This window comes from Cellulosimicrobium sp. BMG9.22, from assembly GCF_059159975.1.
Map to the genome: position 1 here is coordinate 1 of NZ_JBZGBY010000046.1, position 19255 is coordinate 19255.

Here is a 19255-nt window from a genome sequence, read left to right on the forward strand (position 1 = left end):
GTACCAGGGTTCTACCTCGGCGTACCAGGGCTCTACCTCGGCGTACCAGGGCTCTACCTCGGCGTACCAGACTCGGCGCGGGTCCCCACCAGCGGGACCCGCGCCAGGGCGCGTCAGGCGTCGCCGCGCGCGAGGAGGCGGCCCGTCGGGCGGTCGAAGGTGATCTCCTCGCCGCGCAGGTACGTCGCGACGACGGCGCCCGACAGCGCCCGGTCGGCGTACGGCGTGATGGGGTTCTTGTGGTGCAGGGCCAACGGGTCGACGACGAACGCCGTGTCGGGCTCGACGACCGCCAGGTCCGCGTCGTTCCCGAGCCGGATCTCGCCCTTGCGCTGCAGCCCCGCGATGCCGGCGGGCCGCGTCGACATCCACTCGACGACGCGGGCGAACGGGATGCCGCGGGTCCGCGCCTCGGTCCACACGATCGCGAGGCCGAGCTGGAGCGAGGACACCCCGCCCCACGCCGTCCCGAAGTCGCCCGTGTCCAGTTCCTTGAGGTCGAGGGTGCTCGGCGAGTGGTCGGAGACGATGCAGTCGATCGTGCCGTCGACGAGGCCTTCCCAGAGCAGCTCGCGGTTGTCGATCTCGCGGATCGGCGGGCAGCACTTGAACTGCGTCGCGCCGTCGGGGATCTCCTCGGCCGCGAGCGCCAGGTAGTGCGGGCACGTCTCGACCGTGAGCCGCACGCCCTCGCGCTTGGCGCTGCGGATCATGGGCAGCGCGTCGGAGCTCGACAGGTGCAGCACGTGCGCGCGCGCACCGGTCCAGCGCGCGGTCTCGATGACCGCGGCGATCGCGACGTTCTCGGCGCCGCGCGGGCGTGACGCGAGAAAGACGTCGTAGTGGTCGCCGTGCGGCTTGGGGGCCCGGTCGATCGCCCGGGAGTCCTCGGCGTGCACGAGCATGAGCCCGTCGAAGTCGGCGAGGACGCGCAGGTCGTCCTCGAGCTCGTCGGGCTCGAGGTAGCCGAACTCCTCGACGCCCGAGTGCAGCAGGAAGCACTTGAACCCGAACACGCCCGCGTCCCACAAGGGACGCAGCTCGTCGGCGTTGCCGGGCACGGCCCCGCCCCAGAACCCGACGTCGACGAACGCCTGGTCGCGCGCGACCTTCTGCTTCGTCTCGAGCGCCTCGACGGAGACGGTCGGCGGGATGGAGTTGAGCGGCATGTCGACGATCGTCGTCACGCCGCCCGCGGCGGCGGCCCGCGTCGCGGACGCGAAGCCCTCCCACTCGGTGCGCCCCGGCTCGTTGACGTGCACGTGCGTGTCGACGAGCCCGGGGATCAGCACCTGGTGCGGCTCGAGCTCGACGACGCGTGCGGCGTCGAGACCCGCGCCGAGCGGCTCGATCGCGCGCACCACTCCCCCGCTGACCCCCACCTCGCGCGGCTGCTCGCCGGACGCGACGAGCACGCGCTCGCCGCGCACGACGAGGTCGTACTCGTGGTCCTGCGGGACCGTCGTGCTCATCCCAGCCTCCTTCGCTCCAGACGTGCTACCAGGGTTCTACCTCGCGGTACCAGGGTTCTACCTCGGCGGGCAGACGCTCAGTCGAGCAGCGCGATCGCGGTCGGCGCGTCGTCGGCCGAGATCGCGAGGTCCTCGAACTCGTTGACGCCGCTGAGCTCGGCGCCCATCGCGATGTTCGTCACCCGCTCGAGGATCACCTCGACGACGACCGGCACGCGGAACTCGGCCGCCATGCCCTGCGCCTTGGCGAACGCCTCGCCCAGCTCGTCCGGGTCGGTGACCCGGATCGCCTTGCAGCCCAGCCCCTCGGCGACCTTGACGTGGTCCACGCCGTAGCCGTTCACCTCGGGCGAGTTGATGTTCTCGAACGAGAGCTGCACGTGGTAGTCCATGTCGAACGCCCGCTGCGACTGCCGGATCAGGCCGAGGTAGGAGTTGTTCACCACGACGTGCACGTACGGCAGGTTGAACTGCGCGCCGACGGCGAGCTCTTCGATCATGAACTGGAAGTCGTAGTCGCCCGACAGCGCGACCACGGGCTCGTCCGGCACCGCCTTCGCGACGCCGAGCGCCGCCGGGCCGGTCCAGCCGAGCGGGCCGGCCTGGCCGGCGTTGATCCAGTGCCGCGACTTGTACACGTGGAGGAACTGCGCGCCGGCGATCTGCGACAGGCCGATCGTCGTGACGTAGCGCGTCTCGGGGCCGAAAGCCTTGTTCATCTCCTCGTACACGCGCTGCGGCTTGATGGGCGCCTCGGTGAAGTGCGTCTTGCGCTGCAGCGTGCGCTTGCGCTCCGCGCACTCGGCGGCCCAGCCGGAGTAGTCGCGCGCCTGCCCGGCGTCGCGACGCTCGCGCGCGACCTCGACGAACAGCTCGAGCGCGGCCCTCGCGTCGGAGACGACGCCGTAGTCGGGCGCGAACACGCGCCCGATCTGCGTCGGCTCGATGTCCACGTGCACGAACGTGCGGCCCGCGCGGTACGTGTCGAGACCGCCCGTGTGGCGGTTGGCCCAGCGGTTGCCGATGCCGAGCACGAAGTCGGAGGCGAGCAGGTTCGCGTTGCCGTACCGGTGCGACGTCTGCAGCCCGGCCATGCCGGCCATGAGCGCGTGGTCGTCGGGGATGACGCCCCAGCCCATGAGCGTCGGGATCACCGGGACGCCCAGCGTCTCGGCGAGCTCGACGAGCAGGTCCTCGCCACCGGCGTTGACGATACCGCCGCCCGCGATGAGCAGGGGACGCTCGGCCGCGAGCAGCAGGTCGATCGCCTTCTCGGCCTGCGCGCGCGTCGCCGTCGGGCGGTGCACGGGCAGCGGCTGGTACGTGGCCGGGTCGAACTCGATCTCGGCCATCTGCACGTCGATCGGCAGGTCGATGAGGACGGGGCCTGGGCGGCCCGAGCGCATGAGGTGGAACGCCTGCTGGAAGACCTGCGGCACCTGGCCCGCCTCGAGGACCGTCTTGGCCATCTTCGTCACCGGGGCGGCGATGCTCGCGATGTCGACGGCCTGGAAGTCCTCCTTGTCGAGCTTGGCGACCGGCGCCTGGCCCGTGATGCACAGGATCGGGACCGAGTCGGCCCACGCGGCGTAGAGGCCGGTGATCATGTCGGTGCCCGCGGGGCCCGACGTGCCGATGCAGATGCCGATGTTGCCGGGCTTGGCCCGGGAGTAGCCGTCAGCCATGTGCGACGCGCCCTCGACGTGGCGGGCGAGCACGTGACCGATGCCGCCGTGGGCACGCATCGCGGAGTAGAACGGGTTGATGGCGGCACCGGGCAGGCCGAAGGCCTGGGTCGCGCCCTCGATCTCGAGGATCGCGACAGCGGCGTCCACCGCACGCATACGAGGCATGGTTTCTCTCCTTGCTGGAGTGACGTCGTCGTCAGGGAAGGTCAGGAGTCGGAGCGGCCGGACAGGCGCTCGACGCCGCGGAACAGGCCGGAGTGGTCGAGGCCGCCGTCGCCGTTGACGCGGGCGGAGGCCATGAGCTGGGCGACGAGGCCGCCGAGCGGGGCGACGACGCCGGCCTCGCGGGCCGCCGACGTCACGATGCCGAGGTCCTTGTGGTGGAGCTCGATGCGGAATCCGGGGGCAAAGTCGCGGTCGAGCATCTTGCGCGCCTTCTGGTCCAGGACGGCCGACCCCGCGAGCCCGCCGCCGAGCACCTCGATCGCCGCGTCGGTGTCGACGCCGTACGCCTCGAGAAAGGCGATCGCCTCGGCGAGCGCCTGGATGTTCACGGCGACGATGAGCTGGTTCGCGGCCTTGACGGTCTGACCGGAGCCGTTCGGGCCCACGTGCACGACGGTCTTGCCGACGACGTCGAGGAACGGCCTGGCCGCCTCGAAGTCCTCCGGGGTGCCGCCGACCATGATGGAAAGCGCGGCGTTGATGGCGCCCGGCTCGCCACCCGAGACGGGGGCGTCGACGATGCGCAGCCCGGCCTCGGTGGCCTGCTTCGCGAGCGCGACGGTGACGTCGGGGCGGATGGACGAGAAGTCGACGACGAGCGCGCCCGGCTTCGCGTTCGCGAGGACGCCGTCGTCGCCGGTGAGGACGGCCTCGACGTCGGGCGAGTCGGGGACCATGATCGCGACGACGTCGGCACCCGAGACGGCGTCGGCGACCGAGGAGGCCGCGCGCCCGCCCGCCTCGACGAGGGGTTGGGTCTTCTCGGGACTGCGGTTGTAGCCCGCGACGTCGTGACCGGCGTTCTGCAGGTGGACGGCCATGGGGCTGCCCATGATGCCGAGTCCGATGAAGGCGATGGAGGCCATGGTGTGCTCCTCAGGGTCGTTGGTCGGGACGTTCACGGGGTGGCCGACGGCGGTCGGCCGGGCAGGTGCGTCAGCGCTCGGCGGCCGGGAGCCACGCGAACGGGTCGGCGGCGTCGGTCTTGTACTCGAGGCCGATCCAGCCGTCGTAGCCGCCGGCGCGCAGGTCCTTGGTCCAGCGGTCGATGGGCAGGTCGCCCGTGCCGGGCTCGCCGCGCCCGGGCGCGTCCGCGATCTGCACGTGCGCGACGCGGCCGCGGTAGGTCGAGAGCGCCGCGTCGACGTCGTCGCCGTTGACGGAAAGGTGGTAGACGTCAAACAGCAGGCCGAGGTTCGTCTCGCCGTGCTCGGTCGCGACGCGGTCGATCGCGCGCACCGCGTCGGCGGCGGTCCTCAGCGGGTACGCGGGCGCCCCGCTGACGGGCTCGACGAGCACCGTCCCGCCGATGCGCCCGACGGCGCGCGCCGCGAGCGCGAGGTTCTCCGCGCCGAGCTCGTCCTGCGCCTCCGGCGTCTCACCCTCCTGGCGGTTGCCGTAGAGCGCGTTGAACGCGCGGCACCCGGTGCGTTCGCCGATCGTCGTGACGACGTCGAGGTTGGCGCGCAGGTCGGCCGACCGCGCGGGCCACGACACGAGCCCGCGGTCGCCGCCGGGCATGTTGCCGGCGTCGAAGTTGAGGCCGGTGAGCTGCACCCCGGCGGACTCGACGGCGCCGACGAACGCGTCGACCTCGTCCTGGGCAGGCGTGGGCGACGCGAACGGCCACCAGAACTCGACGCCGCGGAAGCCCGCGGCCGCGGCGGTAGCCGGCCGCTCGAGCAGCGGCAGGTCCGTGAGCAGGATCGAGCAGTTGACGGTGTACGTCGGTGCGGGGCTCATCGTCGTCTCCCTGGTCTCGGACTCCACAGTTCGCTGCATCGCGATTCCATTCTGCGGAAATTATCTTCTGCTGTATGGAAGTGTAGGCATGCACGGCGACGAGCGTCAACACCCAGGGCACACGCGCGGGGTCACTCGCGGCGGAGGAGGGCACATCGTCCTGAACCGGCTTCGCTCGCCGGCCAACGACGTTGCGCCCCACGCAGGGCGGTCGCCCATCGAGCATGCGACGAGCTGCGCTCTGGAACTGCGCGCGTCGCTGATCCCCGGGCGCGCCAAGGAACCTGGTCCCGCACCGACACGGCGAGCTCCTCGACCACGCGCCGGTTGTCGTCGAACGGCTGACCACGACGGCCGCCGTTCGAACGGCAACCACGGGTTCGATGTGCTCGCGCTGTGCATCGGCCAAGGACTGGAACCGCGAGGACGTCACCCCGCGATCACCGGCGAGTCCGCTCACGAGACCGTGAGGTATGCCCCCCGTCTCGCACAGACGGGTCGACGCGCTACAGGCCCGTCGTGCTCACGCCGTACTCCGCCTGTTCCGGTGTAAATCCTTCGAAGAGAAGCTGGTCGATCAACCCGGAACGAGAGAATGAGGTGTAGTCGAGGTAGCTCGCCGCCTTTGCAGCTGCCTGCGCGTTCCAGTCGACGCCACCCTCGGCCTCGAGACGGGCGAGAGCAAACTCGGCATCGGCGGCGCTGTAGCCCTCGAACTCTAGCTGACCGACGAGACCCGAACGCGAGAAGGCCGTGTAGTCGAGGTAGTTGACGGCCGACTGGTAGGCGTTCTGCTGCGCGACGGTACCGACGCGTGCCGCTTCTGCGGCGGCCGCCTCGGCGGCGGCGGCCTCTTCCGCGAGCCGCTGTTCTTCCGCCAGCCTCTCCTCCTCGACCTTTGCCGCTGCCGCCGCCTCCTCCTCGGCGAGGCGCTCTGCCTCCGCCTGCTCAGCGGCCGCGCTCTGCTCCGCTGTCTTCTCACTCTCTTGCGCATCCGGTGCGCTGGTGATGGCGGAGACCGGCGTGACGCGGTCATCACCCCCACCGTTCAACGCCGCGATGAGGATGGCGAGCAGCACCAGGAAACCCCCGCCTCCAACAAGGAGCTTGTGACGCGCGAACCACGATCGAGTGGTCGGGTCTCCTTCTGCCGCGCCGACGGCGGCCGGGGCGTTGTCCGATGAACCAGAGGTATGGCCAGGCGGTTGTGGCGAGCCACCCAGATCTTCGAGCCAGAGCTGCCAACCCGGCGGTGGCGGCCCCCACGACGGATCCGGAGTCCAGCCTGGAGGAGGCGTCCACCCAGCGGGCGGAGGCGGCCAGTTCGGCGGAGGGTTGAATCGCGGGGCCATGTGCACTCCATTGCAGAAGTGAGGAAGCGGTGCTCATCAGTCTGCATCGTCGTGCGACTGTCGGATATCGAAAGGGTGCGCGAATCTGCTTCTCAATGGGTGAAATCGACCTTCCCGCGATGGAGAAATCGCCCAATCCAGTGCTTCTTCGCCTCTTTGCTGTCCGTCGCGGGCGCGTGAGCCGATTCCCGGCAAGGCACCATCATCTGGTGCCGCAGACATGAGAAGGGTCCGGTTCCAGACGCAGAACCGGACCCTGCTGCTCACAGCTGACGTCAGCGACGGCGGTCGAGCTTGACCTGCCGGTTCACGTCCTTGTAGAGCAGGTAGCGGAACGGCTTCGGGCCGCCCGCGTAGCAGGCCTGCGGGCAGAACGCCCGCAGCCACATGAAGTCGCCCTCCTGGACCTCGACCCAGTCGCCGTTGAGCCGGTAGACAGCCTTGCCCTCGAGCACGTACAGGCCGTGCTCCATGATGTGCGTCTCCGCGAAGGGGATCGTCCCGCCCGGCTGGAACGTCACGATGTTGACGTGCATGTCGTGCGCGAGGTCGTCGGGGTCGACGAACCGCGTCGTCTTCCAGACGCCGTCGGTGTCGGGCATCGCGCGCGGCTCGACGTCCTGCTCGCGCGTGACGAACGACGTCGCGGTGTGGCCCGGGAGCGGCTCGTACACCTTGCGGACCCACTGGAACGCGGCCTTCGCGTCGGAGCGGTTGTGCAGCGCCCACCGCTCCCCCGCCGCGAGGTAGGCGTATCCGCCCGGCTCGAGCACGTGCTCGACGCCCGCGAGGGTGAGCACGAGCGTGCCCTCGGTGACGAAGACGACGGACTGCACCGTCTCCTCGTCCTCGCCCTGGTCGGTGCCGCCGCCGGGCGAGACCTCCATGACGTACTGGGCGAACGTCGTCGCGAACCCCTCGATCGGCCGGGCGAGCACCCACAGCCGGGTCTTGTCCCAGCCGGGCAGGTTGCTCGTGACGATGTCACGCAGCACGCCGCGCGGGATCACCGTGTACGCCTCGGTGACGATCGCGCGGTCGGTGAGCAGCTCGGTCTGGCCGGGCAGGCCACCCTGCGGGGTGTAGTAGGGGGTGGTCTGGGTCATGGGTTCACTCCTCGAGGTGATGGGCCGGGTCGACGGCGGTCGGTACCCGGCAGGGAAAGGAGACTCGGTGAGGCGTCAGCCCGCGACCGGCTGCGGGGCGTGGCCCGAGACGCGCACGGCATCGAGACCGGCCCTGTCGAGGCCGGTCGCGGCGCGGACCTCGGCCTCCGTGAGCGCGCCGCAGTCGACGCCGCGTCCGAGGAACCAGGCCATCGCCTTGGCCGTGGCCGGCTCGTCGAGGACGCCGCCGCCGTCGGGCACGAACCCCACGTAGGCCGCGAGGCGTGCGAGCGCGGAGGCCGCCCCCTCGCGGTAGAACACGTAGGTCGCCGCGAACCGGCTCGGGAGCTGCGCGGGGTGCAGGTCCCAGCCCTGGTAGTAGCCGCGCTCGAGCGAGCGGCGCACGAGCCGCCCGTGCAGCCGCCACGCCGCGTCGACGGCCTCCGGGTCGCCGACGGGCAGCACGTTCGTCGAACCGTCCGACAGCCGCACGCCAGTGCCCGCGACGGCGAGCTGCATGACGGACTTCGCGTGGTCCGCCGCCGGGTGCTCCATCGACTGGTACGCCGCGGCGATACCGAGCGACGCCGAGTAGTCGTACGTGCCGTAGTGCAGCGCGGTCACGCGGCCGGGGGCGGCGTGCACGAGCCGTGCGACGGTCGCGGTGCCGTCCGCCGCGAGCACGGACTGCGGCGTCTCGACCTGCACCTCGAACCGCAGGCTCCCCGGTTCCAGGCCGGTCGCCTCCTCGACGCGCTCGCACGCGAGCGCCATCGCCTCGACCTGCTGCGGCGCGGTGACCTTGGCGAGCGTCACGACGAAGCCGTCGGGCAAGCCGGCCGCCCCCTGCTCCTGGACGAGCAAGCCGCGCGCCTCGACGAGCTCGGCGACGAAGAGCGCGAGCGTGCGCACGCCACGCCGTCGGGTCGCCTCCTCGAGGCACTTGATCCGGATCCCGCTGAACGGTGTCGCGGTCCCCTGCGCCTCGGCCTGCGCGAGCTCGCGGGCTGCCGTGACAACCGCGGCGTCCTCGGCCGCGTCCCCGCGGTCGCCGAACCCGTCCTCGAAGTCGATGCGCAGGTCCTCGATCGCCTCGACCGCGAGCTTGGCGCGCACGCGCTCGGCGACGGCGTCGGCGAGCCCGTCGCCGGTCCCCGACCCGATCGCGAGGAGGTCGACCAGCCGGCGCGCACCGCCCGCCGTCTCGACCGCCTCGCGCGCCCGCGCCGCCCACTCGGGAACGAGGCCCGCGGTGTACCGGTCTCCCGGCACGTAGACCGTGTGCACGGGCTGGCGCGAGCCGTCGTCGCCGGGGTAGCGCGCCTCGAGCTCAGCGTCCCACGGCGCGAGCAGGCCGTCGAGGGTCGCATGCAGCGCGGCCACGCCCTCTTCTCGGAACCCGGCCGGCATCAGGACGCGCCTCCCGTCGACTCGTGCGCGACGACGTCCTCGTAGGCCGGGAGCGTGAGGAAGTCGACGTAGTGCTCGTTCAGCGCGATGTCCTCGACGAGCGCTGCGGCACGGTCGTAGGGACCGGCGTCGTACGCCTCGTGCCCGACGTCGTCGCGCAGCCGGGCGGTCTCCTCGCGCAGGAGCGTGCGGACCAGGTCGGCCGTGATCGCCGTGCCGGCGCCCTCGCCCGCGGTGAACGACGCGCCCGAGCGCACCCACTGCCACACCTGCGAGCGGGAGATCTCCGCCGTCGCGGCGTCCTCCATGAGGTTGTGGATCGCCACCGCGCCGTTGCCGTCGAGCCAGGCCGCGACGTACGCGACGGACACGTAGAGGTTGTTGCGCAGCCCCACCTCGGTGACGTCGCCCTGCGCGGACGACACCTCGAGGAGCAGTTCGGCCGTCACGTGGACCTCGGGGCGCTGCCGGTCGAGCTGGTTCGGCCGCTCGCCGAGCACGCCGTCGAAGACCTCGCGGCACACGGGCACGAGGTCGGGGTGCGCGACCCACGACCCGTCGAACCCGTCGCCCGCCTCGCGCTGCTTGTCGGCGCGCACCTTCTCGAACGCCTGCGCCGTGACCTCGGGCTCGCGGCGGTTCGGGATGACGGCGGCCATGCCGCCCATCGCGAACGCGCCGCGCCTGTGGCACGTCGAGACGAGGAGCTCGGTGTACGCGCGCATGAACGGCGCGGTCATCGTGATCGCCCCACGGTCCGGGAGCGTGAACGACGGACCGGAGTCGCGGAAGTACTTGATCATCGAGAACAGGTAGTCCCAGCGCCCCGCGTTGAGGCCCGACGCGTGGTCACGCAGCTCGTAGAGGATCTCGTCCATCTCGAACGCGGCCGGGATGGTCTCGATGAGGACGGTCGCGCGGATCGTCCCGTGCGGGATGCCGAGCGACTCCTCGGCGTGCGAGAAGACCTCGTCCCACAGGCGCGCCTCGAGGTGCGACTCCATCTTCGGCAGGTAGTAGTACGGCCCGGACCCCCGCGCGAGGAGCTCGGCCGCGTTGTGGAAGACGTGCAGGCCGAAGTCGACGAGCGCGCCGACGGCAGGCGTCCCGTCCACCGTCAGGTGCACCTCGTCGAAGTGCCAGCCGCGCGGCCGGACGACCATGACGGCGAGCGGGTCGCCGGCTGTCTCTGGGCGCAGCGCGTACTGCTTGCCCTCGGGCGACGCGAACGCGAGCGTGCGGCGCGTCGCGTCGTGCAGCGCCACCTGGCCGCCGACGACGTTGCTCCAGTGCGGCGTCGACGCGTCCTCGAGGTCCGCGAGCCACACCTTCGCGCCCGAGTTGAGGGCGTTGATCGCCATCTTGGGCGTCGGGGGGCCGGTGATCTCGACGCGGCGGTCGACGAGGTCCGCCGGGGCGCCCGCGACCGTCCAGTCGCCCGCTCGCACGTCGGCGGTCTCGGGCAGGAAGTCGAGGCGGCCCGTCCGGGCGACCTCCTCGCGGCGTGCCGCGCGCGCGGCGAGGAGCTCGTCGCGGCGGACGCCGAAGCGCCGCTGGAGGTCGGCGACGAAGTCGAGGGCCTCCGGCGTGAGGATCTCGTCGGACCGCTCGACGGCGGGTCCGTGGACGGTGACGGCCGTGGTGGTGGTCATGGTGCTGTCCTTTCTGCGGGCGGGCTGCCGGGCGCGGTGGCGTGGTCTGCTGACAGGACCGTCAGGCCCGCTGCGCGGAGCCGGCGTGGTGCCCGGGTGCCGTGCTCTCCCGAGCCTGCTCCGTCCGGCCGCGCTCCGCGACCCCGGCGACGGCGCGGGCCACCGCGGGCGCGACGGCCGGCTCGAACACGCTCGGCACGATGTAGCTCGCGCTGAGCTCGCCCGGCTCGACCGCGTCCGCGATCGCGACGGCCGCGACGCGCAGCATCTCGTCGGTGATCTCGCTCGCGCCGACGTCCAGGAGGCCGCGGAAGAGGCCCGGGAACGCGAGCACGTTGTTGATCTGGTTCGGGAAGTCGCTGCGGCCGGTCGCGACGACGGTCGCGTGCTGCGCCGCGGCGATCGGGTCGACCTCCGGCGTCGGGTTGGCGAGCGCGAACACGATCGCGTCGTCGGCCATCGTGGCGATGTCGTCGCCCGTAAGGAGGTGAGGACCGGACACCCCGATGAAGACGTCCGCGCCGGCGAGCCCCTCGCGCAGCGTCCCGGTGAAGCCGTCGGCGTTCGTCGTCTCCGCGAGGCGACGACGGTGCTCGTCGGTGAGGTTCGCGCCGGCGTGGATCGCGCCGTGGCGGTCGAACGCGACGATGTGCCGCGCACCCTGACCCTGGAGCAGCGAGATGATCGCGGACCCGGCGGCGCCGACGCCCGAGACGGCGATGCGCACGTCCTCGATCGTCTTGTCGACGACGCGCAGCGCGTTGGTCAGCGCCGCGAGGACGACGATCGCCGTGCCGTGCTGGTCGTCGTGGAAGACGGGGATGTCGAGCTCGTCGCGCAGGCGGCGCTCGATCTCGAAGCAGCGGGGCGCGGAGATGTCCTCGAGGTTGATGCCGCCGTACACGGGCGCGATCGCCTTGACCGTGCGGATGATCTCCTCGGTGTCCGTGGTGTCGAGGCACACGGGCCACGCGTCGACCCCGGCGAACTGCTTGAACAGCGCAGCCTTGCCCTCCATGACCGGGAGCGCGGCGGCCGGGCCGATGTCGCCCAGGCCGAGCACGGCGGTGCCGTCGGTGACGACGGCGACCGTGTTGCGCTTCACCGTGAGGCGCCGGGCGTCCTCGGGCCGCTCGGCGATCGCGAGGCACACGCGCGCGACGCCCGGCGTGTAGGCGCGGGCCAGGTCGGCACGGTGGCGCAGCGGCACCTTGGGGTTGACCTCGAGCTTGCCGCCGAGGTGCATGAGGAACGTCGCGTCGCTCACGTGGCGCACGACGATGCCGTCGAGCGCGCCGAGCGCGTCACGGATCCGCTCGACGTGCGCGGCGTCGACCGTGTCGGCCGTGATGTCGACGACGAGGACGTCCGCACCGGACTCCGACACGTCGACGCCCGTGATCGCCGCGCCTGTCGCGCTCACGGCGGCGACGAGGTCGCTCGCCGTGCGGTGCCCGCTGGGAGCCTCGACGCGGAGGGTGATGGAGTAGCTCGGGCTGGTCGCCGACGGCGCGGCGTTCGGGGCGTTCGGCGTCGTCGGTGCGCCGGCCTGGTGTTCGGACGTCATGGTCGTTCCTTCTTCTCGTATGCTGATGCGTGGCTTCCGTGATGCGGAAGTGAACCGCGGACTGACCCGCGTTTCTCAGGCGAGGTGCCGGCCCGTCGTCGGGCGGCACCTGGTGGACAGGAGATGGTGATGGCCGAGACCTCGGCGGTGACGGAGCCGGCGGAGCCGACGGACGCCCGACCGGCGCGGCAGGCGGGGGGCGTGCAGTCCGTCGACCGCGCCATCGAGCTGCTCGAGCTGCTCGCGGACTTCGGCGGCGAGTCGGGCCTGAGCGAGCTCGCCCAGCACGCGGGCCTGCCGCTGCCGACGATCCACCGCCTGCTCCGCACGCTCCTCGCCCAGGGCTACGTCCGCCAGACGCCGTCGCGCCGGTACACGCTCGGCCCGCGCCTCATCCGGCTCGGCGAGTCGGCGGGCCGCCAGCTCGGCGCCGGCGCGCGCCCGCACCTCGAGCGGCTCGCCCGTGAGCTCGGCGAGTCCGCCAACCTCGCGATGATCGACCGCGACATGGCCGTGTACGTCGCCCAGGCGTCGTCGAGCCACTCGATGCGCATGTTCACCGAGGTCGGACGCCGGGTGTTCACCCACTGCACCGGTGTCGGCAAGGCGGTGCTCGCCCAGCTGCCCGACCAGACCGTGCGCGAGATCATGGGGCGCGTCGGGATGCCCCCCGCGACGGACCAGTCGATCACCGACGTGGACGCGCTCCTCGTGGAGCTCGCCGCGACCCGTGAGCGCGGGTACGCGATCGACGACGGCGAGCAGGAGCTCGGCGTGCGGTGCTTCGCGGTGGCCGTCCCCGACGCCCCGACCCCCACGGCGCTCTCCGTCTCGGGCCCCGCGGCTCGCGTGACGTACGAGTTCGGCGACCGGGCCGTGCCGGTCCTGCACCGCGTCGCGAACGAGCTGACCCGCGAGCTCCTCACCGCGGCGCCCTGAGCCGGACGCGCCCTGCCGGACCGCGGTTGCTCCGCGGTCGGCCAGGGCGCGTCCGTGCGTCATGGTGCCGTCGTCTCAGCAGAAGCCGGTGACGGTGGCCCAGGCGCGCGGCTCGGCCGGCACGTCCTCACGCAGGACGGTCGCCTCGATGAGACCGTACGGGCGGTCCGCGGCGTAGAAGACCTCGTTCGGGTTGTCGAGGCCGAAGGGCGCCAGGTCCACGAGGAAGTGGTGCTTGTTCGGCATCGAGAACTTGATCTCGGCGATCTCGGGGACCGCCTCGAGCACGGCCTTGCCCATCGCGAACAGCGACTGCTGCAGGGCGAGCGAGTGCGTCGTCGCGAACGCCTCGAGCTGGATCGCGCGGACCTTCGCGTACACGGCGTCGAAGTCGACGTCGGTGGTCGTGTAGCGCCACCTCGACGTGACCGACGTCGCGAGGATGCGGTCGTTCGTCTCCACGAGGGTCGTGTACCGGTCGCGCGGGAAGCCGTGGAACTCCGAGCCGGTCGACTTGAGGACGACGAGATCGGTGAGGCCGGAGACGACGAAGACCTCGTCGCCGTCGCGCTGGACGACCGTCGTACGCGTCTCGGTGTTGTTCCGGACGAACGCGTGGTCGTGCTCGCCCTCGGAGGTCTCGATGCGGTTCCAGGAGTACTGCTCGATCTCCCAGCGCCCGCCCTCGATCCAGTCGAAGTCCTCGACGAAGTGGCGGCCGAGGCGGATCGCGAACTCCTCGATCGCGCCGACGCCGTCACGGGCGAACGCGTAGATCGTGTTCTTCTGGGTGTCGGTGGCGACGCACTTCGAGTTGTCGCCCTCCCGGTGCGTGGCCTCCTGCCCGCCCCGCAGCTGCGAGGAGACGTTGAGGTCCGTGATCTCGTGGCGCGGGGTCGCACGGTCGACCCGCACGAGGCGTACCTCCGCCTTGCCCCACTGGTTGTCGCCGAGGACGATCGCCCCGCCGCTCTGCGTGGCGGCCGTCTGCTCGGTCGTGGTCAGGGTCTCGCTCATGTCAGCTCCCTCGATAGGTCGAGTAGGCGAACGGGCTGAGCAGGACGGGGACGTGGTAGTGCTGCTCAGCGCTCGCCACCCGGAAGACGATGACGACCTCCGGGTAGAAGGACACGGTGTCTCGCCGGTCGAAGTACTCGGCCGTGTCGAACACGAGCCGGTACGTACCGGGGACGAGGGTCTTGGGCCCGAGCTCGGGCACGCGACCGTCGTCGCTCGTGCGGGAGGACGCCACCAGGGACCAGCCCTGCCCCGTCGCCCTGTCCGCGATCTCCGGAGCCGCCTCCAGGCGGACGGTGATCCCCTCGGCGGGCCTACCGCTGGCCGCGTCGAGTACGTGCGTGGTGATGTGGCTGGCGTGGGTGCTCATGCTGACAGCATCCCGCTCAGCCGCAGCGCGGCGATCTCGCGCAGGTTGCGGGCCGCGTTCGCTCGCTCGGTCTCGGCGTCGTTGCCGAGCCGCTCGGTGAGCTGCTCGAGGATCTCCTCGGCGCTCCTACCTGCGGCCCTGATGAGGAACACGTGACCGAACTTCTCCTCGTACGCGCGGTTGCCCTCGGCGAGGCGACGGGCGACGTCGCCGTCGTTCGTGTCGACGCCCGCCTGCTCGGTCCGCGACATGCCGGCGTCCGTGTCGTCGCCCTGGGCGCGCTCCCCGATCCGGGGGTGACGCGCGAGGGCGGAGCCGATCTCGGCGTCGGTCCACGGGTCGGCCGCGGCGAGCGCGGCGTCCGCCGCGGCGTCGACGTCCACGTACGGGCGTCCGGCCACGACCTCGTCGGCCCACCGCTCGACGTGCGCGCACGCCAGCAGCGCGGCCCGTGCGTCCTGCGGGGCCCACCGGTTGAACTCGTCCAGCGTCATCGCCGCGCGTCCCTCTCGACGTCGGTGCCGGGACAGCGGCGTCCCGGCCAAGCGTGTTCCATATTGCGGAAGTTCGTTTCCGTCTAATGAATGTACGCCGCACGTCCGACCAATGTCAACCGACCCCGCCGCCAGCACGACGAAGGGCCCGGCAGCTCTCGCTGCCGGGCCCTTCCAACACGGGTCACTATCCGCTCAGTGCGAGCCGATGCCCGCGCGGAACTCGTCCTCGAGGATGCTCATGACGGTGGCGTCCGCCCAGCCGTCCCCGTCGCGATAGACGTCGCGCAGGCGGCCCTCCTCGCGGAACCCCAACGACTCGTAGAGCATCCGCGCGCGCGGGTTGATGCTCAGGACGTCGAGGCTCACCCGGTGCAGGCGCGGCCCGTCGTGCCGGATGCCGTCGACGTCGGTCGCGCCCTCGAACGCGAACCGCAGCACCTCGAAGATCGCGTCGCGCCCGTAGCCGCGGCCCCGGTAGTTCAGCAGCAAGGCGAGACGCAGGTTCGCCGAGCGGGCGTCCTCGTCGAGGTCGTTGAGGACGATCTCGCCGATCATCTCGTCGCTGACCGGCCGGCCGTCCCGCACCGCGCCCGACGTGATCGCCCAGTCGTAGCGCCCCGGGCGGTCGCTGACCGTCGCCGCCCACTCGTCGATCCGTCCACGTGTGAACGTCGCCGTCGTGCCCGTGAGCCGGTTCGACTCGGGGTCCTGGAGGGACTCCCACATCCGGTCGGCGTCCCGCGCCTCGATCGGGCGCAGACGCACCATCTCGCCGAGCAGCACCGGCCCCCGCGTCACGGCGTCAGCCGATCCGCTCGAGAACGAGCTCGCGCACGCGCGCCGCGTCGGCCTGGCCGCGCGTCGCCTTCATGACCGCGCCGATGATCGCGCCGACAGGCCCGAGGTTGCCCCCGCGCACCTTCTCGACGACGTCCGGCTGAGCGGCAAGGGCCTCGTCGATCGCCGCGAGCAGCGCACCGTCGTCGGACACGACCTCGAGGCCCCGCGCGACCACGACCTGCTCCGGGTCGCCCTCGCCGGCGAGCACGCCGTCGAGCACCTGGCGCGCGAGCTTGTCGTTGATCCGGCCCGCGTCGACGAGCCCTTGGAGCTCGGCGATCTGCGCGGGCGTGATGGGAAACGCGGTGAGGTCCTGCTCGGCCAGCTTGGCGCGTCGCGCCAGCTCGCCCATCCACCACTTGCGCGCCCCGGCCGGGCTCGAGCCCGCCGCGACGGTCGCCTCGATGAGGTCGATCGCGCCCGCGTTCACGACGTCGCGCATCTCCGCGTCCGCGTAGCCCCACTCGCCCTGCAGGCGACGACGCCGGGCGACGGGAAGCTCGGGCAGACCGGCACGGATCTCCTCGACCCACTCCCGCGGCGGCGCGACCGGGACGAGGTCGGGCTCCGGGAAGTAGCGGTAGTCCTCGGCGTCCGACTTCACACGCCCCGACGTCGTGACCCCGGTGTCCTCGTGCCAGTGCCGGGTCTCCTGGATCACGGTGCCACCGGCGTCGAGCACGGCGGCCTGTCGCGAGACCTCGTACCGCACCGCGCGCTCGACGGACCGGAAGGAGTTGACGTTCTTCGTCTCCGTCCGGGTGCCGAGCGGGGAGTCGGGCGTCGGTCGCAGCGAGAGGTTGACGTCGGCGCGCACGTTGCCGCGCTCCATCCGTGCCTCGGAGACGTCCAGGGCGCGGAAGATGTCGCGGAGCGTCTGCACGTAGGCCCGTGCGACCTCGGGGGCGCGGTCCCCCGCGCCCGTGATGGGCCGCGTGACGATCTCGACGAGCGGGATGCCGGCGCGGTTGTAGTCGACGAGCGAGTACTCCGCGCCGTGGATGCGCCCGGTGGCGCCGCCGACGTGGGTGTTCTTGCCGGCGTCCTCCTCCATGTGCGCGCGCTCGATCTCGACGCGGAAGACCGTGCCGTCCTCGAGCTCGACGTCGATCCACCCGTCGTACGCGATGGGCTCGTCGTACTGCGACGTCTGGAAGTTCTTCGGGACGTCCGGGTAGAAGTAGTTCTTGCGCGCGAAGCGGCACGTCTCGGCGATCTGGCAGTTGAGCGCGAGCCCGATGCGGATCGCGTACTCGACGGCCTTGCCGTTGACGACGGGCAGCGCGCCCGGGAGCCCGAGCGAGACGGGGGTGACCTGGGTGTTCGGCTCGCCGCCGAAGCTCACCTCGGCCGAGCAGAACATCTTGGTCAGCGTGCCGAGCTCGACGTGCACCTCGATCCCGATGACAGGGTCGTAGCGACGGGTGGCGTCGGCGTAGTCGACGAGGTCGACAGGTCGTGCGGTCAGTGAATCGACCATGGTCTCAGCCCTCCAGCTCGGTCGTTGCCATGGGCAGCGCCGGCGCGCGGTCGAGCAGCGGACCGCCCCACGCGCTCTCGAGCGCGGCCTCGAGCGCGGCGCCCACCCGGTACATGCGGTCGTCGGCCTTGGCCGGCGCGAGGATCTGGAAGCCGACGGGCAGCCCGTCGTCCGACAGGCCCGCAGGCACGGACATGCCCGGCACGCCGGCGAGGTTCGCCGGGATGGTCGCGACGTCGTTGAGGTACATCGCGAGCGGGTCGTCGAGCTTCTCGCCGAAGCGGAACGCGGTCGTCGGTGCCGTCGGGGAGACGAGCACGTCAGCCTGCGCGAACGCCGCGGTGAAGTCGCGCTGGATGAGCGTGCGGACCTTTTGCGCGCTGCCGTAGTAGGCGTCGTAGTAGCCGGCGGAGAGCGCGTAGGTACCGAGGATGATGCGACGCTTGACCTCGTCGCCGAACCCGGCGCCGCGGGTCGCGGCCATGACACGTTCCGCCGTCACCGGGCCCTCCTCGGGCTCGACCCGCATGCCGAAGCGCATCCCGTCGAACTTCGCGAGGTTGCTCGACGCCTCGCTCGGCATGATGAGGTAGTACGCGCCGAGGGCGTACTCGAAGTGGGGGCAGGAGACCTCGACGAGCTCCGCGCCCAGGCCCCGCAGCAGGTCGAGCGACTGGGCGAACCGGGCACTGACGCCCTCCTGGTAGCCCTCGCCGCTCAGCTCCTTGACCACACCGACGCGCACACCGCTCAGGTCGCCCGCCGCTCCCTGGCGCGCGGCCTCGACGATCGCCGGCAGCGCCTCCGGGATGGAGGTCGAGTCGCGACGGTCCGGACCGCCGATCAGCTCGTGCAGCAGCGCCGAGTCGAGGACGGTGCGCGTCACCGGACCCGCCTGGTCGAGGGACGACGCCATCGCGATGAGCCCGTAGCGGGACACGCCGCCGTACGTCGGCTTGACGCCCACGGTGCCGGTGACGGCGCCGGGCTGGCGGATCGACCCGCCGGTGTCCGTCCCGATCGCGAGAGGAGCCTCGAACGCGGCCACCGCGGCCGCGGACCCGCCGCCGGACCCTCCCGGGATCCGGTCCAGGTCCCACGGGTTGCGCGTGTTCCCGTAGGCGGAGTGCTCCGTGGAGGAGCCCATGGCGAACTCGTCCATGTTCGTCTTGCCGAGGATCGGCAGGCCCGCCGCACGGATCTTCTCGACCAGCGTCGCGTCGTACGGCGGGATCCACCCCTCGAGGATCTTGGAGCCCGCGGTCGTCGGCATGCCCTGCGTCACGACGACGTCCTTGACGGCGATCGGCACGCCCGCCAGCGGGTGCAGCTCTTCGCCCGCGGCGCGACGCGCATCGACGGCACGGGCCGTCTCGAGGGCGTCGTCGGTGTTCACGTACAGGAACGCGTTCACGACGCCATCGACACCGGCGATACGGTCGAGGTGAGCCCGCGTCGCCTCAACGCTGGTCACCTCCCCCGAGCGCAGGCGCTCGGCAAGGTCTGCGGCGGACAGCCGCGTGAGGTCGTCGCTCATCATTCCTCCCCGAGGATCTGCGGGACGGCGAAACGGCCGTCCTCGGCCGACGGCGCCCCGGCGAGGATGTCCGCCACGGGCAGTGCCGGCTGCGGGATGTCGTCGCGGAAGACGTTCGTCAGTGGGAGCGGGTGGCTCGTCGCGGGGACGTCAGGCGTCGCGACCTCGCTGACCTTGGCGATGGCGTCGACGATCACGTCGAGCTCGCCGGCGAGCCGGTCCAGCTCCTCGGGTCGCAGATCGATACGGGCCAGCGCGGCGACGCGCGCGACCTCGTCACGAGAGATGGTGGACATGCTGGCCATTCTAGTGGGGTACCGGCACTGGCGAGCCCGCATCGGTCGGTCACGAGGGCAACAA

The 19255-nt window shown here is 71.7% G+C and carries 17 protein-coding genes; 1 reads left to right on the plus strand and 16 read right to left on the minus strand.

Features of this window, described 5'->3' with window-relative positions; all coding sequences use genetic code 11:
- Positions 1 to 113 precede the first annotated feature (113 nt).
- The 9 genes from allB to AC4H2H_RS18875 all read right to left on the minus strand — a co-directional run bounded on the left by allB (position 114) and on the right by AC4H2H_RS18875 (position 12215).
- Complete coding sequence (gene allB / locus AC4H2H_RS18835) at positions 114 to 1472, minus strand: allantoinase AllB (protein ID WP_494372362.1); 1359 nt, start codon at positions 1470 to 1472, stop codon at positions 114 to 116.
- 77 nt (positions 1473 to 1549) lie between these two features.
- A complete protein-coding gene (gene gcl, locus AC4H2H_RS18840; protein ID WP_494372363.1) occupies positions 1550 to 3325 on the minus strand; it encodes a glyoxylate carboligase in 1776 nt (591 codons plus the stop codon).
- Between the two features lie 41 nt (positions 3326 to 3366).
- Entirely contained in the window at positions 3367 to 4251 is an 885-nt protein-coding gene (locus tag AC4H2H_RS18845) for a 2-hydroxy-3-oxopropionate reductase (protein ID WP_494372364.1), read from the minus strand.
- Between the two features lie 70 nt (positions 4252 to 4321).
- Positions 4322 to 5128, minus strand: coding sequence for a hydroxypyruvate isomerase family protein (locus AC4H2H_RS18850; RefSeq protein WP_494372365.1), 807 nt, complete (start codon positions 5126 to 5128; stop codon positions 4322 to 4324).
- A gap of 506 nt (positions 5129 to 5634) precedes the next feature.
- Entirely contained in the window at positions 5635 to 6207 is a 573-nt protein-coding gene (locus tag AC4H2H_RS18855; protein ID WP_494372366.1) for an Ltp family lipoprotein, read from the minus strand.
- 548 nt (positions 6208 to 6755) lie between these two features.
- A complete protein-coding gene (locus AC4H2H_RS18860; RefSeq protein WP_494372367.1) occupies positions 6756 to 7586 on the minus strand; it encodes a bifunctional allantoicase/(S)-ureidoglycine aminohydrolase in 831 nt (276 codons plus the stop codon).
- 75 nt (positions 7587 to 7661) lie between these two features.
- Positions 7662 to 8969: a DUF6986 family protein gene (locus tag AC4H2H_RS18865; RefSeq protein ID WP_494372368.1), complete on the minus strand. Its 1308-nt coding sequence runs from the start codon at positions 8967 to 8969 to the stop codon at positions 7662 to 7664.
- Positions 8970 to 8995: 26 nt separating this feature from the next.
- Positions 8996 to 10648, minus strand: a complete 1653-nt coding sequence (aceB, locus tag AC4H2H_RS18870; protein ID WP_494372369.1) for a malate synthase A — start codon at positions 10646 to 10648, stop codon at positions 8996 to 8998.
- A 61-nt stretch (positions 10649 to 10709) separates the two neighbouring features.
- Positions 10710 to 12215 carry an NAD-dependent malic enzyme gene (locus AC4H2H_RS18875; protein WP_494372370.1) on the minus strand — a complete coding sequence of 502 codons (1506 nt, stop codon included), beginning with the start codon at positions 12213 to 12215 and terminating at the stop codon, positions 10710 to 10712.
- A 129-nt stretch (positions 12216 to 12344) separates the two neighbouring features.
- Here AC4H2H_RS18875 and AC4H2H_RS18880 point away from each other — a divergent pair, with 129 nt between their 5' ends.
- On the plus strand, positions 12345 to 13154 hold the full coding sequence (locus AC4H2H_RS18880) for an IclR family transcriptional regulator (protein ID WP_494372371.1): 810 nt from the start codon (positions 12345 to 12347) through the stop codon (positions 13152 to 13154).
- A gap of 75 nt (positions 13155 to 13229) precedes the next feature.
- Here AC4H2H_RS18880 and pucL read toward each other — a convergent pair whose 3' ends face one another.
- From pucL to gatC, 7 genes are all read right to left on the minus strand, one after another.
- Entirely contained in the window at positions 13230 to 14171 is a 942-nt protein-coding gene (pucL, locus tag AC4H2H_RS18885; protein WP_494372372.1) for a factor-independent urate hydroxylase, read from the minus strand.
- Position 14172: 1 nt separating this feature from the next.
- Complete coding sequence (gene uraH / locus AC4H2H_RS18890) at positions 14173 to 14541, minus strand: hydroxyisourate hydrolase (protein ID WP_494372373.1); 369 nt, start codon at positions 14539 to 14541, stop codon at positions 14173 to 14175.
- The gene (gene uraD / locus AC4H2H_RS18895) at positions 14538 to 15035 is read right to left on the minus strand and encodes a 2-oxo-4-hydroxy-4-carboxy-5-ureidoimidazoline decarboxylase (protein ID WP_494372374.1); all 498 of its coding nucleotides are present in this window, start codon (positions 15033 to 15035) and stop codon (positions 14538 to 14540) included. Before uraD ends, uraH begins: the two co-directional genes overlap by 4 nt.
- A gap of 195 nt (positions 15036 to 15230) precedes the next feature.
- Positions 15231 to 15836, minus strand: a complete 606-nt coding sequence (locus AC4H2H_RS18900) for a GNAT family N-acetyltransferase (RefSeq protein ID WP_494372375.1) — start codon at positions 15834 to 15836, stop codon at positions 15231 to 15233.
- Between the two features lie 4 nt (positions 15837 to 15840).
- Positions 15841 to 17358 (minus strand): Asp-tRNA(Asn)/Glu-tRNA(Gln) amidotransferase subunit GatB, encoded by a 1518-nt coding sequence (gene gatB, locus AC4H2H_RS18905; RefSeq protein ID WP_494372376.1) that lies wholly within the window; start codon positions 17356 to 17358, stop codon positions 15841 to 15843.
- A gap of 4 nt (positions 17359 to 17362) precedes the next feature.
- The gene (gene gatA / locus AC4H2H_RS18910; protein ID WP_494372377.1) at positions 17363 to 18895 is read right to left on the minus strand and encodes an Asp-tRNA(Asn)/Glu-tRNA(Gln) amidotransferase subunit GatA; all 1533 of its coding nucleotides are present in this window, start codon (positions 18893 to 18895) and stop codon (positions 17363 to 17365) included.
- Positions 18895 to 19191 carry an Asp-tRNA(Asn)/Glu-tRNA(Gln) amidotransferase subunit GatC gene (gene gatC / locus AC4H2H_RS18915; protein ID WP_494372378.1) on the minus strand — a complete coding sequence of 99 codons (297 nt, stop codon included), beginning with the start codon at positions 19189 to 19191 and terminating at the stop codon, positions 18895 to 18897. The genes gatA and gatC overlap by 1 nt, the downstream gene beginning before the upstream one ends.
- Positions 19192 to 19255 lie beyond the last annotated feature (64 nt).

What these genes read in the sequence shown, in the direction of transcription:
- allB (WP_494372362.1), bottom strand. Translation starts at nt 1,472, where the DNA reads ATGAGCACGACGGTCCCGCAGGACCACGAGTACGACCTCGTCGTGCGC.
- gcl (WP_494372363.1), bottom strand. Translation starts at nt 3,325, where the DNA reads ATGCCTCGTATGCGTGCGGTGGACGCCGCTGTCGCGATCCTCGAGATC.
- AC4H2H_RS18845 (WP_494372364.1), bottom strand. Translation starts at nt 4,251, where the DNA reads ATGGCCTCCATCGCCTTCATCGGACTCGGCATCATGGGCAGCCCCATG.
- AC4H2H_RS18850 (WP_494372365.1), bottom strand. Translation starts at nt 5,128, where the DNA reads ATGAGCCCCGCACCGACGTACACCGTCAACTGCTCGATCCTGCTCACG.
- AC4H2H_RS18860 (WP_494372367.1), bottom strand. Translation starts at nt 7,586, where the DNA reads ATGACCCAGACCACCCCCTACTACACCCCGCAGGGTGGCCTGCCCGGC.
- aceB (WP_494372369.1), bottom strand. Translation starts at nt 10,648, where the DNA reads ATGACCACCACCACGGCCGTCACCGTCCACGGACCCGCCGTCGAGCGG.
- AC4H2H_RS18875 (WP_494372370.1), bottom strand. Translation starts at nt 12,215, where the DNA reads ATGACGTCCGAACACCAGGCCGGCGCACCGACGACGCCGAACGCCCCG.
- AC4H2H_RS18880 (WP_494372371.1), top strand. Translation starts at nt 12,345, where the DNA reads ATGGCCGAGACCTCGGCGGTGACGGAGCCGGCGGAGCCGACGGACGCC.
- pucL (WP_494372372.1), bottom strand. Translation starts at nt 14,171, where the DNA reads ATGAGCGAGACCCTGACCACGACCGAGCAGACGGCCGCCACGCAGAGC.
- uraH (WP_494372373.1), bottom strand. Translation starts at nt 14,541, where the DNA reads ATGAGCACCCACGCCAGCCACATCACCACGCACGTACTCGACGCGGCC.
- uraD (WP_494372374.1), bottom strand. Translation starts at nt 15,035, where the DNA reads ATGACGCTGGACGAGTTCAACCGGTGGGCCCCGCAGGACGCACGGGCC.
- gatB (WP_494372376.1), bottom strand. Translation starts at nt 17,358, where the DNA reads ATGGTCGATTCACTGACCGCACGACCTGTCGACCTCGTCGACTACGCC.
- gatA (WP_494372377.1), bottom strand. Translation starts at nt 18,895, where the DNA reads ATGAGCGACGACCTCACGCGGCTGTCCGCCGCAGACCTTGCCGAGCGC.
- gatC (WP_494372378.1), bottom strand. Translation starts at nt 19,191, where the DNA reads ATGTCCACCATCTCTCGTGACGAGGTCGCGCGCGTCGCCGCGCTGGCC.